Here is a 15,618-nt window from a genome sequence, read left to right as displayed (position 1 = left end):
CCCGTCAGAACGCGAAGCAGCTGCAGCCCAGCGCGCCCCAGAAGCCGCTGAAGTCCGATACCGGCACCGACGAGCGGCGCGCGCGGTCGTGCGCGTGCGCGTGCACGCCGCACGGCCCCTGGCACTGGTGCGGCAGCGCGGCGGCTGCCTGCGGCGCGGGCGCGGCCCGGCGCCAGTGTCCCGGCGTGCTGGCCACTGGCGACCAGTCCGGCAGCACCGGGATGGCCGGCGGCGCCAGCGGCGTGAACTCGGCCTGGCCGTGGACCACCTTGCCGCCGACGATGGTCAGCACCGATTCGATCGATTTGATGGCGTCCTCGTCCACCGTGAAGAAGTCGGCCGACAGCACCGCCAGGTCGGCCAGCATGCCTTCCTGGATGCGGCCCTTCTTGCCCTGTTCATTGGAGAACCAGGCGCTGCCGGCGGTCCACAGTTCGATGGCGGTGTCGCGCGAGAGCTTGGCGCCGGCGTCGTACAGGCGCATGCCGCCCACGGTGCGGCCGGACACCAGCCAGTACAGCGCGGTCCACGGGTTGTAGCTGGCCACGCGGGTGGCGTCGGTGCCGGCGCCCACCGGCACGCCGTTCTCCAGCATGCGCTTGACGGGCGGCGTGGCCTTGGCCGCTTCCGTGCCGTAGCGCTCCACGAAGTACTCGCCCTGGAAGGCCATGCGGTGCTGGATGGCGATGCCGCCGTTGAGCGCCTTGACGCGCTCGATGTTGCGCGGGCTGATGGTCTCGGCGTGGTCGAACATCCAGTGCAGGTCGCCGAAGGGGATGTCGCGGTTCACTTTCTCGAACACGTCCAGCATGCGCGAGATCGATTCGTCGTAGGTGGCGTGCAGGCGGAACGGCCAGCGCTTGCTGACCAGGTGGCGCACCACCTTTTCCAGCTCCGCTTCCATGTCCGGATTCAGGTCCGGACGCGGCTCCAGGAAGTCCTCGAAGTCGGCCGCCGAGAACACCAGCATTTCGCCGGCGCCGTTGTGGCGGTAGAAGTCCGTACCCTGGCCCGGCGTGACCATGCCGGTCCATTTCTCGAAGTCTTCCAGCTCCTTGCCCTTGTTTTGCGTAAACAGGTTGTAGGCGATGCGGATGGTGAGCTGGTCGTCGCGCGCCAGCTGGTCCACCACCGAGTAGTCTTCCGGGTAGTTCTGGAAGCCGCCGCCGGCGTCGATGGCGGAGGTCACGCCCAGGCGGTTCAGTTCGCGCATGAACTGGCGCGTGGAATTGACCTGCAGGTCCAGCGGCAGCTTGGGGCCCTTGGCCAGCGTGGCGTACAGGATCATGGCGTTGGGACGGGCGATCAGCATGCCGGTCGGGTTGCCGGACGCGTCGCGCTGGATCTCGCCGCCGGGCGGATTGGGCGTGTCCTTGTCGTAGCCCACCACGCGCAGCGCGGCGCGGTTGAGCAGCGCGCGGTCGTACAGGTGCAGCACGAACACCGGCGTGTCCGGCGCGGCGGCGTTGATCTCGTCCAGGGTCGGCATGCGCTTCTCGGCGAACTGGAATTCGTTCCAGCCGCCCACCACGCGCACCCATTGCGGGCTGGGCGTGCGCAGGGCCTGCTCCTTGAGCATGCGCAGCGCGTCGGCCAGCGAGGGCACGCCTTCCCAGCGCAGTTCCAGGTTGTAGTTCAGGCCGCCACGGATCAGGTGCAGGTGCGAGTCGTTCAGGCCGGGCACCACGCTGCGTCCGTTCAGGTCGATCACCTGGCTGGTGGGCGTGTGGTGGCGCATCACCTCGTCGGCGTCGCCCACGGCGAGAAATTTGCCGCCCTGGATGGCGACCGCGCTCGCTTGCGGCTGGGATTTATCGACCGTGTGGAAACAGCCGTTGATGAGGATCAGGACTGGGTCGGTGTCGGGCGTGGGATGGCTGGCTTGGGTACTCATGCGGTTCTCCTGCGGACTTTAGCGGTAGCCTGCAGTATGCCGCCGCGCGCGGCGGCATACTATGCGCCATTGGGGAGAGACGCGCTGCGGACGGCGGCTCAGATGGTTTCGCTGAGGAACACCAGCGTGTGGCCGTGCGCCAGGGCGGCCGGCTGCTGGCGGTAGCTGGCGCGGTGGCCGCAGTTGAAGCCGTGTTCGGCTTCGGTGTAGACGTGCACTTCCACGTTGTCGCGGTCGTCGAAGCGCTCGGCGATTTTCTTTACCGCGTCCAGCGGAATGTGGCTGTCGCGGGCGCCGAAGTGCATCATCAGCGGCACATGGATGTCGCCGGCGCGCTCGAGCGCGTTCTGGATGCCGCCGCCGTAGTAGGCCACGGCCGCGTCCACGTCGCCATTGGCGGCCGCGTGGTAGGACAGCAAGCCGCCGTAGCAAAAGCCGAGCGAGGCGATCCTGGCGCCCACGCCGGGCAGGGCGCGCAGCGCTTGCGCGGCGGCGCGGATATCGGCCTGGGCCTGGGCGACGCTGCTGGCCTGCTTGAGCTGCACGGCGCGCTGCCAGTCGGCCTCCCCGTAGCCCAGTTCGATGCGCGCGCCCTGGCGCCAGAACAGGTCCGGCGCCAGCACCACGTAGCCGTCGGCCGCGTACTGCTCGGCTACGCCGCGTATGTGTTCATTGACGCCGAAAATCTCCTGCAGCAGCACGATGCCGGGCGCGCCGCCGCTGGCGGCCGGGTTGCGCGGCAGCGCCAGGTAGGCGCCGAACACGCCGCCATCGCCCTGTATCTCTATCCACTGGGAACTGCTGTTCATGCCCGCTCCTTTATCGTTGGTGGGAAAAACGGCCATGCTACCGCAGTTCCGGCACTGCGGTAGCCGCGCAGGCTCAATGCAGTTCGCGCAGGTAAATCACCGGCGAACGGTACACGCCGTAAGTGAGGACGCCGCTGGTGCTGGGCAGCCAGGGGAAGGCATCCACGCTCAGGTTCGCTGTGCCGTTGCGGCCGGCGCCGGGTGCGGCGACGCGCAGCGAGGAGCGGCCGCCCACGAAGTTCAGCTTGGCCGCCGCGTCGGCCGCCGCCAGCCCGGCATAGCAGGCTGTGCCGGCGGCCAGGTTTTTGGTGCAGCCGCTAAATTTAAGCACGTTGAGGCCTCCCAGTGCGGTGGCGCCCTGGGTGACGTCCACTTTATTGTGCAGGAACTGGCTGCCGGTCCAATACTGCGCTTCCACGTTCACCTGGCGCCGGAGCAGTTCCGAGCCGTAGCTGTGCGCCACTTGCAGGCGGCCGGCCACCACGGCGACGCCGGCTTCCACCGCGCCGCTGCGCTGCGAACTCACGTTGTCGGCGTCGGTTGCGCGGAAGAATACATTCGTTGGCCGGGAGATGGTGTTCAGCTGCACGCCGGGAGAGGCGCTTGCGCTGAAGGCGTACTTGATGTCGCCCTGGCCAAGGCCTGCGGCGAAGGCGAACTGCCTCTCCACGGACGGGCCACCGGCACCGCTGATGCTGGTGGCCGCATTGTCCACCGGCCGGAACTCCGGATTGTCGTTGGCCGCGCCGGTGGCGCCCGCCGCGTTCCAGGCGGTGATGGCGATCGGCCGCGCGTAGCTGCCCGCGTAGTTCTGGGTCAGCGTGGGCGCAGCGCCGCCGCTCATGGCATTGACGGTCAGGCCGAACGGTTGCGCCGAGTAGACAAAGCGGTTGGCGGCGCAGGTGACGGGGAACACGCCCGCAGGGCAGAGCATGACGGGTGCCGCGTCCGGAGCGGTGAGGGCGGTGTCGAAATGGTCCGGAGTGAAGCGGCCGATATTGTAGTTGGGGAGGGTGGCCAGGCTGCCTTCTTCAAGCTTGTCTTTGTCGACCGATGCGTACAGCCCCACCTGTTCCGTAAAGGCGGTCAGCGAGATGATGCCCACCTCATTCCATGCCAGCCCGCCAATCAGGAAACGCCCCGGGGAGCCGCCATTGGCGCCGGCATTGATGGCGGCTCCGAAGGCCAGCTCATTTGGCACCGACAGCGTGCCCTTGTAGCCGCTCGCAGGCGCCGGATCGACCAGCTGGTGCGTCAGCCTGAAGCGGCCGGGCGAACTCTCTTTGCCGAAATTGGCGCTGATGACATTGTTCTTGCTCAGCGCCGTTACCCGCACCGTGAACAGGGCACTGGCCTTGGCGAACACCGGACCGGCGGCGCTGGTGGCGCCTGGATTGGCCACGCCCGCTGCGCTTGCGTTGTCGATGCCGTAGTGGTGCGGCGCCACGACGAAGGCGGCGCTTTTCCCGTCCGCGGTAACGAAGTTGGCGCCGCTGGCGGTGTATTCGGCCGACAGGGCCAGTGCGCCCACGTCGTCGTAGGCCAGCGTGCCCGAGGCCCTGCCGCTGGCGTCGAACGCCAGCGGCAGGCTGACCCCCTGGGCCGCGGTGAAGTCGCCGCTGCCGCACACCAGCGCGGCACTGGCGCCGCTGCCGTTGGTCAGGTTGACGTTGCGGCTTAGCGTATTGCTGTTGGCGGCCGGGTCCTTGTAGGCGCAGCGCATCACCACGGGCCTGGTGCTGTTGGCGATCAGCGGTATGCAGCTGGCGGGCGCCAGCTCGTTCTTTTTCAGGGCCTCGATCCTGAAACTGTCGGCCACGCCTGCCAGCCGCGGATCGGCGAATACCTGAAAGCCGGCGTCGGCGAATTTCATGGTGCACGATGCGCCGGACGGGGCGGAGCAAGTGGTGGCTGTCGCCGCTGCAGGGGTGGCGGCCGTGACAGCGAGCGCAACGTCGCCCTCGGTAGTCTTGCGCACATAGGCGCTGGCGGTGCCGCTGGCCAGGCTGAACGCGGGGGCCGGCGATTCCACCGTGTTGGGCGACAGCGTCACTTGCGCTGCGCCGGTGTACAGCGAAGTGCAGGCGGCGTTGGCGCAGGCTTTCACCGTGACGCTCTCCGGCTGGCAGGTCAGCCCCTGGCCGTCGTGGGTGATCTGGTAGTGGTGCACCGTGTTGCCGCCCGGCGGCGTGCAGACGGTCTTGTAGCTGGTGTTGGCGTAGCCGCTGTCGTCGTCCACGCAATTGCACGGGCTGGCGCTGGTGCCGTTGCGGCAGGTGACGGCCTGGTACACGCGGCCATGCCAGTTCAGCTTCAGCGTATCGACCAGCGCGGTGCCGGTGATGTAAGCCTCGGACGATTGCAACACCACCGCGCCGGCCACCACGTTGCCGTTTACGCTGCTGGCCGACGCGATGGTGAGCGAGGTGCTGGCGGTGACGTTGCCGTTGACGCGGGACGGCGACGCGTCCAGCGACACCACCGGCGACACCAGGTCGCCGGTCAGCGTGCTGCCCGAGGACAGGTTGAACGACACGCTGGCCGTCACGTCGCCCGTCAGCGAAACCGGGGAGCCGGTGGTGACCTTGCCGCCGCTGATGTCGCCGATGATGGTGGCGTGCGAGGCGATGTCGATCTGGCCGGTGGCCGTCAGCGTGCCGGTTACCTTGGTGTCCGAGCCGGTGCCGATCTTCATGCTGGCGGCGCTGATGTTGGCCGCGATGGTTTGCACCTGGGCGCCCATCCTGAACTCGCCGCTGGAGATCAGCGAGCCGCCGGTGATATTCAGGTTGCTGGTCTTGACGCCGCCGATATCGAGGTTGCCCGCCACCTGCAGCTGGGCCGTGCCGCTCATGTTGAGCTGCTGGTTGTAATCGAAGTCCATCGGCCCCGTCAGCACCACCTTGTAGCCGCTGGCGATGGTGACGTCCTGGGTGGACGAGAACGGCGCGCAGGTATAGGTGGTGGTGGCCGGCGCGTAGCTGCAGCCCACCACCAGCCCGCCGTTGAACAGCACGGCGGTGTTGGCGCGGGCGGGACCGGCCGGCCACAGCAAGGCCAGTGCCAGCACAGCGCCCAGGCAGGCGATCGAGCGTGCGAAGGTCCAGCGTACGAAGTAAGAAGCCATAGTTGACAAGCCGGGTTGTTCCCGAATGTACACGGTGACGCCATTATATGCCCAGCGGCACGATCTGATGCCGCCGCGCCAGCGCCATCCATGCTAATCTTGTGGTTTTACCAGCATCCACGACGGGTGAATCCGATTAGTGCTTCCCCCACTCCGATTTCCGCCACTTCGCAGCCGCTGCCGGGCCGCTTGACGAACTACCGCCCCATGGCGCTGGCGCTGCTGTGCGGCCTGGGCTGCACGGTGCTGCTGTCGGCCGGTGTCAGCAGGCTGGAGCGGGACAAGGTGTCGCTCGCTTTCATGCAGCGCGCGCACGCGCGGCTGTTCGTCCTGCAACAGGGCGTGGGCAACGCGCTGGCCGGCCTCAACTCGGTCAACCAGCTGTTCGCCAGCCACCAGGAAGTCACGCGCACCGAATTCCGCCTGTTCACCCGTCCCATCCTCGAGCGCGCGCCCTATGTGCAGGGCATCAGCCATCTGCGCCTGATCAGCCACGCCGAGCGCGCCGCGCTGGAAGCCGAGCTGGCCGCCGTGATTCCGGGCACCGCGCTGACTGAAATGCGCGACGGCCGGCCGGTGCCCGCCGGAGAGCGCGCCAGTTACCGCGTGATCGACTTTATCGAGCCGCTGGCCGGCAACGAGGCCGCGCTCGGCCTGGACACGGCCTGGCCGGCGCTGGACGGCGGCGCGCGCCAGCAGTCCTACGACACCGGCCTGCCCACCGCCGGCAAGCTGGTGCCGCTGGCGCAAGGTCCGGAGCCGCGGCTGGGCGTGGTGGTGTCGATGCCGGTGTACCGCTTCGGCGCGGAACCGGCCGATCCGGCCGCGCGCCGCGCCGCGCTGGAAGGCGAGACGGCGATGGTGATGCGTCCCGGCCCGATGATAGAGAAGATTTACGCCGCCGCCGGCGTGCGCGCCAGCATGGGGCTGAACCTGAAGGTGTACGCCAGCCCGACGCAGGACCCGCAGGCGCTGGTGTTCGAGGCGCAGCTGCCGCCGCCGGCGCAGGCCACGCTGCCGCGCTGGCTGTACCGTGGCGAACCGGCGCGCATGGAGCAGCCCTTCGACGTGGCCGGCAAGACCTGGCTGATGACGGCCAGCCAGCCGGACGCGGTGTACGTCAGCGACCACCTGGCATCCCTGTTCACGCTGGCGCTGGGCGCCCTGGTCAGCGTGCTGGGCGCGGCCTACGTGCACACGCTGGCCAGCCGCAACCGCGATGTGCAGCGCCGCGTGGACCAGCGCACCGCCGAACTGAAGGACGTCAACCGCGCCATGCGGCTGCGCGAGCGCGCCATCGAATCCAACGTGAACGCCATCATCATCACGGACGGCCCGCCGGGCTACGCCATGGCCTACGTCAATCCCGCGTTCGAGCGGCTGACCGGCTACAGCAGCGCGGAGCTGGTCGGGCGCAGCACGCGCCTGCTGGCGCGCGATGACCTCGACCAGCCGGGCGTGAGCGAACTGGTGGCGGCCGCGCGCGAGCAGCGCGAGGGGCACGCCGTGCTGCGCCACTACCGCAAGGACGGCACCATGTTCTGGAACGATGTCTACGTTTCGCCGGTGCGCGACGAGCACGGCGAGGTGACGCATTTCGTCTCCTTCATGCACGACATCACCGCCATCAAGGCTTACGAGACGGAGCTGCACCACCAGTCCACGCACGACGCGCTGACCGGGCTGCCCAACCGCGTGCTGCTGCTGGACCGGCTGCGCCAGACCATCACCCACTCCGAGCGCAAGGGGCATGCGCTGTGGGTGGTGTCGATCGACCTGGACCGCTTCAAGTTCACCAACAGCCGCCTGGGCCACAAGGGCGGCGACCGGCTGCTGCAAGCGGTGGCCGAGCGGCTGCAGCTGGCGCTGCGCCCGGTGGACACGGTGGCGCGCATCGGCGGCGACGAGTTCGCGCTGATGCTGCTGCCCGAGCAGGGCGCGCTGTCGCCGCGCGCCGACCAGGTGCAGCGCGTGCTGGACTGCCTGGCCGCGCCGCTGCTGATCGACGGCCAGGAACTGTTTTTCACTTGCAGCGCCGGCATTGCCGTCTACCCGGCCGACAGCGCCGACCCCGGCGTGCTGATGGAGCGCGCCGACATCGCCATGTACCGCGCCAAGGAAATGGGCGGCAACAACTACCAGTTCTACACGCCGGCCATGAATGAGCAGCTGGGCGAGCGCATGCTGATCGAGGGCGCGCTGCGCACCGCGCTGGAGCGGCGCGAACTAGTGTTGCATTACCAGCCGCAGGTGGATACGGCCAGCGGCCGCATCGTCGGCATGGAGGCGCTGGTGCGCTGGCAGCACCCGGAGCTGGGCATGGTGGCGCCGAACCGCTTCATTCCGCTGGCTGAGGAAACCGGCTTGATCCTGCCGGTGGGCGCCTGGGTGCTGCGCACCGCGTGCGCGCAGCTGATGGCCTGGCGCGCCGGCGGCGCCGTGGACGGCGCGCGCGACGCGCTGCGCATCGCCGTCAACGTGTCGGCGCGGCAGATGGCCGAGCCGGACTTTGTGCAGTCGGTGGCCGACGTGCTGGCCGAAACCGGGCTGCCGCCGGCCTGCCTGGAGCTGGAACTGACCGAGAGCCAGGTGATGAACGATGTGGAGCATGCCATCGCCGTCATGCACGAGGTAAAGAAGCTGGGCGTGCTGCTGGCCATCGACGATTTCGGCACCGGCTATTCCAGCCTGGCGCACCTGAAGCGTTTCGAGATCGACGTGCTGAAGATAGACCAGACTTTCGTGCGCGACCTGACCGTGGACCCGGACGACGCGGCCATCGTCACCACCATCATCGCGCTGGCGGCCAACCTGAAGCTGGATGTGATTTCGGAGGGCGTGGAGACGCTGGAGCAGATGGCCTTCCTGCGCCAGCATGGCTGCCGCCAGATGCAGGGCTACTACTTCAGCCGTCCGGTGCCGGCCGCCGCCTTCGAGGCGGTACTGGCCGAGAACGAGGCCCACGCGGCGGCGCAAGGGCGCAGCGTGGCGGACCGGGCGGCCGGCCAGGCCATTTGAGGACGGCGCATGGCTGAACTCCCGTCCCCCGCCTGGCGCCGCGCCGACCGCGCGGCCGAAGCCGCGCCCGCCGCCTGCGACACGCCGGAAGGCGTGCTGGCGGCCTTGCTGGACAGCGTGGAAGGCGGCGAGCTGCATGTGCGGCCGCTGCGCGCGCTGCTCGACAGCGGCCGCTTCGCGCGCTTCGCCGAGATCGGCCTGGCGCTGCGCCGCGCCTTCCGCGACCCGGCGCGGCGCGACTATTTCCTGTCCCGCCTGAGGCCGCATCTGCGCTACGTGATAGGGCTGCTGCCGGCCAGCATCCAGCGCCACGGCATGCTGCCGCCGGAGCCGGCCGTCTTGCCGCCGGACGCCTTGCAGCTGGAGCAGGTCAGCGATGCGGAGCTGCGCCAGTGGCTGGTGGACGACGGCAGCCTGATTTACGGCGAGTTCCAGCGCTACGAGCTGGAGAATTACTTCGACGCGATAGCGCCCTATGTTGCGCCGGGCGGGGAGATGATGGACCTGGGCAGCGGCCTCGGCAAAGTGGTGATGTCGGCCGCGCTGGCCCTGCCGTTCGCGCGCTGCACCGGCGTCGAGCTGCTGCCCTACCGCCACGCCATGGCCATGGAGCGCCGCGCGCAGTTGCTGGCGCGCGCCGCCGGGCTGCTGGCCGGGCTGGCGCAGCCGGCGCCGCCGTCCCCGGATGTCCCGCTGGCACTGCCCTCGGGCGGCGCCGCCACGCTGCGTCACCTGCTGGAACTTGAAGCCCGCATCGCACTGCGCGAGCAAAACATGTTCGAGGCCGACGTCAGCCGCGCCAGCCTGGTGTTCATCTACAGCACCTGCTTCGCGCCGCTGATGGACGCGCTGGCGGACAAGCTGGCGCGCGAGCTGCCGCAAGGCTGCCTGGTGAGCTGCACCACCTTCCCGCTGTCGCATCCGGCGTTCCGGCTGCTGCACCACTTCCCGTCGAATTCGGTGGCCTGGACCAGCGTGTTCGTGTACCAGCGCATCGGCGCGGCGGACGGCCCGCCGCCGTCGCCCGCCTACCTGTACGCGCCCGACCCGGACGAGTGGGAAGCCAGCGCCCGTGCCGAGTGCGCCGCCTACGACGCGGCTTAGGCGGCTCCCCTTAGCGCTTCACCTTGGCGAACGCGTCGCCCTTCCTGAAGCTGGCCATGGCCGGCGCGTTGGCCACCGCGTAGCCCAGGTTCAGCGTGAACTGCGCCTGCTGCACCATGCCCGACAAGTCCCAGTCCGCGCGGTACTCGTCCGTCACCTGGTGGTAATCCTTCTTGAACGACACCAGCCGCTCGCTGGAGGCCTGCTGGTTCTTCTCGAACTCGAAATGGCCGTCGCCGGAAAACACCGCCGAGCCCACGTTGAAGGCCGGGATGCCGGCCTTGGCGAAGTTGAAGTGGTCGGCGCGGAAGTAGGCGCCCGACAGGTCCGGAATCAGCGGCGCCAGCTTCAACCCCATCTTCCTGGCCACCTGGCCGGCCGTCTCGTACAGGCTGCTGCGCTCGGCGCCGGCCACGCCGATGTCCTTGGTGCGGCCGGCGAAGTTCATGCTGTCCAGGTTGAGGTCGGCGCTGGTCTTGTTCAGCGGCCAGGCCGGATTGGCCACATAGGCCGCGCTGCCCAGCAAGCCCTGTTCCTCGGCGGCCGGCCACAGGAAGACCTGGGTGCGCTTGGCCGGGTGCTTGACCGCTTCGGCCGCCATGGCCAGCAGTGCCGCCACGCCGGAGGCGTTGTCGATGGCGCCGTTGTAGGTATGGTCGGTCTTGTCGTCGCGTTTGACGCCCTCGTCGATGCCGAGGTGGTCCCAGTGCGCCGAATACACCACCGCCTGCTCTTTCAGCTTGGGATCGGTGCCCGGCACGATGCCGGCCACGTTGAACTGCTCCACCTGGCGGATGACGCTGCGCAGTTCCACCTTGGCGGTCGCTTTCAGGTCCACCGGCTGGAAGTCGCGCCGTTCGGCGCGGCGGCGCAGTTCGTCCAGGTCGAAGCCGGAGGCGCCCACCAGGTCGCGCGCGGTGTCCTCGTGCAGCCAGCCCTCGATGTTGTTGCCGCCTGGGTTCAGGTGGAAACGCTCATGGCTGAAGCCATTGGCCGGCACCGTCCACGGATAGGAGGCCGATGGCGTGGTGTGGATCAGCAGTGCGCCGGCCGCGCCGCGCCGCACCGCTTCCTCGAACTTGTACAGCCAGCGGCCGTAGTAGGTGTAGGCCTTGCCGGCGAAGCGGTTCGGTTCCTCGGCGGTGGGCTGCGGGTCGTTGACCATCATGACCAGGATCTTGCCCTTCACGTCCACGCCCTTGTAGTCGTCCCAGTTCTCTTCCTCGGCCTTGACGCCGTAGCCGACGAACAGCAGCGGCGCTTCGAAGCTCACGCTGGCCTTGCCGCTGCCGGTGCCGTACACGATGCCCTGGCCGGGAAGCGGCGTCAGGCGCGTGCCGCTGCCGGCGTGGAAGGCCACCGAGCTGCCGGGCAGCAGCTTGGTGCCCTGGAAGCGCACCGGCTGGCGGTAGCTGCCGTCGGCCAGCGGCTTGAGGCCCATCAGCGCGGCCTGGGTTTCCAGGTAGCGCACCGCCAGGTCGCCGCCGCGCTGGCCGGTGCCGCGACCTTCAAGCAGGTCGTCGGCCAGGAAGGACAGGTGGGCGCGCAGCGGCGCTTCGCGCACGGTGGCCTGCTGGGCGTGGACGGTGTGGGCGGCCAGGCTCAGGCCGGCGGCGATGGCGAGGGAGGTAAGACGCATTGCGGCTCCAGGTTGGTTGCTCGGGTGGCGGCTATCTTACTCCGGCCGGGCGGCATCGTGGGACACGCGGCGGTGGAAATTGGTGAGAATTCGGCTTTGCCTGCCCCGATATAATCGCCTGCTCCACGGAAATTCACAGGAGTACCATGCCCGACCACGCTGAACCCGAGGCCCAATTGCAGGCTTACCTCGACATCGGCCGCGCCGGGCTGGCCGCCATCGTGCGCCACCTGGGCGGCAATCCCGGCGCCGCCTCCACGCTGGCGCAGCTGTTCCAGCGCCTGGAGGGGCTGCGCAACCAGGCCGGCGGCTGGGAAGCGCTGGGCCAGCGCCTGGGCCTGGACCAGCAACAAACGGATGACTTTACCAAGGCGGCGCGGCGGGTGATGCGTATTGAGGGGAGTGCGGAAGGCAATACGGCCCCCGCCGCCAGCGACGAGATCGCTGCGCTGCGCTGGCTGAACTGGCTGGAGCGCGTGCAGGAGAACCAGCCGGCGGCCGGCATCGCCGTGCCGCTGCCGCCGCCGGGCGAGCCGGAGCTGCGCAGCGGCCAGCAGCAGGTGCGGGCGCTGGAACTGATACTGCGCGGCGTCATCGGCGAGAAGCATGGCGACCAGCAGCGGCTGCTGGCGCGGCTGCGCGACCTGTCCGGCGATGCCGCCGTGGAGCGCTGGCTGGCCGCAGCGGATCCGGGCGATGTGCTGAGCGGTACCATGTTCAGCGACCTGGGCAAGATCTTCGCCCACAAGCGCGAGTATCCGCAGCAGTACGAGGCGCTGTTCGCGCACAAGCCCTTCCTCACGCTGTTCAAGGACAAGCGTGAAACGCTGGCCTTGTTCCTGGAGGATGTGCGCGAGATCCGCAACCGGCTGGCCCACCACAAGCGCGTCACGCCGGTGCAGATCGCCCTGCTGGGGCACTACTACCACGAGGTGGTGAGGCCGCTGCAGGACGCGCACGACGACGGTGAACTGCGCACCAACCCGGACAGTTATTTCGACGCCACCAAGGAAGAACTGGAGCGCCACTTCAGGCGCGTGGCGGACAGCTTCGACCGCCTGGGCGAAGACGTGCAGGCGATCCGCGACGACGTGGCCGCGCTGGGCGGCACGCTGGAGGGCGTGCGCCAGACCACCGAGCGCACAGCCAGGGGCGTGGACGTGGCGGTGGAGAACACCAGCTGGCTGCGCCGCCACCAGCGCTGGCTGGGCATCGGCGTGCTGGCGCTGGGCGCCGCCTCGCTGTTTACGCTGCGCAGCACCGAGAGCATGCGCGGCTCGGTCAGCAGCATCGACAAAAAGATGGACACCGTGAAGAAGGAGGTGAGCGCAGACCCGCGCAAGGAGCTCGCCAACAATGGCGTGGCGTGGAAGGAAAGTGAATTCATCGGCGCCATCAGCCGAGGCGACACCCGCAACGTGGCGCTGTTCCTGGACGGCGGCATGCGCTGAAGCGCATGCTGAAGCAGTTCTGCAGCCGGCCGGCCGATATCGCCTACGCGCAGAACGAGTACGACACCCAGTTGAAGTACCACCGCGAGGCGCGCGCCGAGTACGACCGCCAGAAGGCGGCCGTGAAGCCGGCGGCGCAATGCGAGGCCGCTGAAATGGCAAACGAGGGCGGCCTGCTGCTGGAAGCGGGCATGTTCAATCCCATGCGTGCCGACAACAGCAATCCGCGCACCCAACTGCTGCGGGATCTATACCCCGGTGTCGCCACCGGTCTGATGGACCGCTCCAAGCTGCGCAGCACGGTGCACAAGTACTGCACCGGCCTGGTGGAAAACGAACCCAATATTGACATTAACGACTGGCTCGTGCGATCGAACGAACAAATCCTGAAGGCGGTGAAACCATGAACGACCACGTAGCGGCAATGCAGGCGCGCCTCGGCGGGCAGGCCGGCTGGTGGCTGGCGCCCGGCATCACGGTTGAGCTGAATGCTGGCGCCCGGCAGGGCGGTCCCGGCACCTTGCTGGTGGGGCTGGGCCATCCCGATGCCGATACCGGGCCAGGCGGCCAGGCCGTATGCCTGAACTACAAGGGCGACGCCGGCGGCGCGCGCTCGGTGGCTGAGCTGGTGGCCCATGCCGGGCCCGCGCGTTGGGAGGACTGGCGTGAGCGCCTGCCTTCCACGGCGGCGATCCGCACCATCGTGCTGGAGGACCTGTCGCTGGACACCTGCTGCGCGCTGCTGCTGTTCGGCGCGGCGCTGGATGGGCAGCCGCTGCCCGACCCGGCCGCCTGGGTGGCCTATGTCAGCGCCTGGGAGGGCGGCGACTACCTGGACGGCGCCGACCTGTCGCGCTCGGCCGCCTGCCTGCTCAGCGTACTGGGGCACTCCTATCTGCCGCAGCACGCCGCAGAAGTGGTGCGCGACGGCTATGCGCGCGCCGGCCTGCAAGCCTGCCTGGCGCTGATGCAGCGCATGATGGCCAGCCAGCCGCGCCCGGAGTCCGGCATCGGCTACCTGGCAGGCGCGGACTACAGCCGCGCGGTGGCCCACCTGGCGCATGAGCGGCAGATGTACGAGCTGGCGCTGCAGCAGGCCAGCCGCTGCCAGCTGCTGGTGGACCTGGCCGGCTCGGGGCGCCAGGTGCTGCTCGATGCGCTGATCCTGTCGGAAGTGTTCCCGTCCGGCGTGCTCAAGGTGATGGCGCGCGCCGACTCGGCCAACAGCTGGACGCGCAAGGGCTACTCGGTGCTGGCGCTGCACCGTCCTGGAGAAGCGGGCAACGGCAACGACATGGTGCTGTCGGTCGATCCGCGCTGTGGCGCCACGCTGGAAAGCCTGTGGCGCGCGCTGGAGGCGCTGGAGGTGCAGCGCTGGAACGGCGCCCGTCCGTCCGACGCGCCGCGCTTCCTCGCTTCCTACCGCGACCCGGCCGAGCCGTCGCGCATGGCGCCAGGCGCGCCCAACCAGCCTTGGTATGACGACAATGGCCGCCACACGCTGCTGGCCGCGCCCAAGCAGCTCGACAGCGGCGTGGCCGGCACGCGGCTGGACTGGCGGGCCGACGTGCTGCCCGCGCTGTGGCAGCAGTACTTCCTGCGCCCGGCGGCCGCGCTGGTGGAGGCGCTGCCGGATGGCCAGGCCCCCGCCGGGCTGGCGCCGGCGCAAGGACAGGGGCAAGGGCAGGCTCGGACCGTACGCGTGCTGCGCTGGAACGCCTCCGGCGCGGCGGCGCAGGGCCTGCATCCGGACCTGGCACTGCTGGAAACGCCCAGCTTCCAGGCCTGGCTGGCTTCGCACAGCCAGTCCGGCGGCCCGGCCGCCAGTCCGCTGGCGCTGCCGCCGCAGGACAGTTACGAGGTGCTGCGCTACGGCGCGGTGCAGGTGCTGGCGCACCGGCAGGGGGTGACGCTGTTCGAGGGGCCGGGGGCGCAGGGCGGGGCGCAGCGCCTGGCCCGCGTGGCCGCCGCCGTGGCCTCGGTCAGCCAGGCCTATAGCGGCTTTTTGCGCGACTACGCGGACAAGCTGGCGGAGTGGACTGCAGAGCTGGGCAGCCACCACGGCGCCGCCGCCGGGCGCGACGCGGCCAGCTGGAGCGGGCAGATGCACGAAGTGAAGGCGCGCGCGCTGGCGGTGATCGCCGGCGGCAGCATGCTGCGCGACGACTTCGACGAGAACCGCCTGGGCGAAGCGCTGCAGCGCTGGTGGGGCGTGTCGCAGCAGCGCGGCGAACTGCTGGACCTGATCGACCGCATCGACGGCCTGATGCAGCACGCCATCGCCGCCCGCACCGAGCTGCGGCAGCGCGTCTACGGTTCCATTTTCTCGGCGCTGGGCCTGGGGCTGGCGGCCAACCATATCTGGGAGCCCATCCGCGAGTGGCGCACCATGAACAGCTATGAATGGCAGCTCAAGCTGTTCAAGGAAACGCCTGCGCCGGACCTGCAGGAACTGGCTGCGATCGCGCACCAGGTGGCCAGCTACGAGCTGGCCACCGTCGGCGTGGTGGTCGGCTTCTCGCTGCTCGGCTTCGTGCTGTACTGGCGCTTCGGCATCCGGGGCGAGAGCCACTAGG

At 69.2% G+C, this 15,618-nt stretch carries 9 protein-coding genes; 5 read left to right on the top strand and 4 right to left on the bottom strand.

All coding sequences use genetic code 11. The features are described 5' to 3' along the window. Positions 1-4 precede the first annotated feature (4 nt). The 3 genes from ASD15_RS27370 to ASD15_RS27360 all read right to left on the bottom strand — a co-directional run bounded on the left by ASD15_RS27370 (position 5) and on the right by ASD15_RS27360 (position 5,830). Positions 5-1,894 (bottom strand): amidohydrolase, encoded by a 1,890-nt coding sequence (locus ASD15_RS27370; RefSeq protein WP_057158198.1) that lies wholly within the window; start codon positions 1,892-1,894, stop codon positions 5-7. 98 nt (positions 1,895-1,992) lie between these two features. Beyond that, entirely contained in the window at positions 1,993-2,703 is a 711-nt protein-coding gene (locus ASD15_RS27365) for a dienelactone hydrolase family protein (protein WP_057158197.1), read from the bottom strand. Between the two features lie 73 nt (positions 2,704-2,776). Then, positions 2,777-5,830: a DUF6701 domain-containing protein gene (locus ASD15_RS27360; protein WP_057158196.1), complete on the bottom strand. Its 3,054-nt coding sequence runs from the start codon at positions 5,828-5,830 to the stop codon at positions 2,777-2,779. A 189-nt stretch (positions 5,831-6,019) separates the two neighbouring features. Here ASD15_RS27360 and ASD15_RS27355 point away from each other — a divergent pair, with 189 nt between their 5' ends. Both ASD15_RS27355 and ASD15_RS27350 read left to right on the top strand, forming a co-directional pair. Next, positions 6,020-8,848, top strand: a complete 2,829-nt coding sequence (locus ASD15_RS27355; RefSeq protein WP_229418362.1) for an EAL domain-containing protein — start codon at positions 6,020-6,022, stop codon at positions 8,846-8,848. Positions 8,849-8,857: 9 nt separating this feature from the next. Beyond that, positions 8,858-9,952 (top strand): histone methylation protein DOT1-like protein, encoded by a 1,095-nt coding sequence (locus ASD15_RS27350; RefSeq protein WP_057158194.1) that lies wholly within the window; start codon positions 8,858-8,860, stop codon positions 9,950-9,952. A gap of 10 nt (positions 9,953-9,962) precedes the next feature. On the opposite strand, the gene ASD15_RS27345 is transcribed toward ASD15_RS27350, so the two are convergent. Continuing rightward, on the bottom strand, positions 9,963-11,591 hold the full coding sequence (locus tag ASD15_RS27345) for a M28 family peptidase (protein WP_057158193.1): 1,629 nt from the start codon (positions 11,589-11,591) through the stop codon (positions 9,963-9,965). A 146-nt stretch (positions 11,592-11,737) separates the two neighbouring features. Between ASD15_RS27345 and ASD15_RS27340 the strand changes: the two genes are divergently transcribed. Genes ASD15_RS27340 through ASD15_RS27330 form a run of 3 tightly spaced genes read left to right on the top strand, consistent with a single transcriptional unit; the run spans position 11,738 to position 15,617 of the window. Beyond that, entirely contained in the window at positions 11,738-13,042 is a 1,305-nt protein-coding gene (locus ASD15_RS27340; RefSeq protein ID WP_057158192.1) for an STY4199 family HEPN domain-containing protein, read from the top strand. Positions 13,043-13,047: 5 nt separating this feature from the next. Next, entirely contained in the window at positions 13,048-13,449 is a 402-nt protein-coding gene (locus ASD15_RS27335; protein WP_057158191.1) for a hypothetical protein, read from the top strand. Beyond that, entirely contained in the window at positions 13,446-15,617 is a 2,172-nt protein-coding gene (locus ASD15_RS27330) for a hypothetical protein (RefSeq protein ID WP_157201169.1), read from the top strand. The genes ASD15_RS27335 and ASD15_RS27330 overlap by 4 nt, the downstream gene beginning before the upstream one ends. Position 15,618: the final 1 nt, after the last annotated feature.

The organism is Massilia sp. Root351, from assembly GCF_001425045.1.
Taxonomy (GTDB): domain Bacteria; phylum Pseudomonadota; class Gammaproteobacteria; order Burkholderiales; family Burkholderiaceae_D; genus Rugamonas.
The sequence above is the reverse complement of the archived record's forward strand: the minus strand, read 5'-3'. Positions and strand labels throughout refer to the sequence as shown.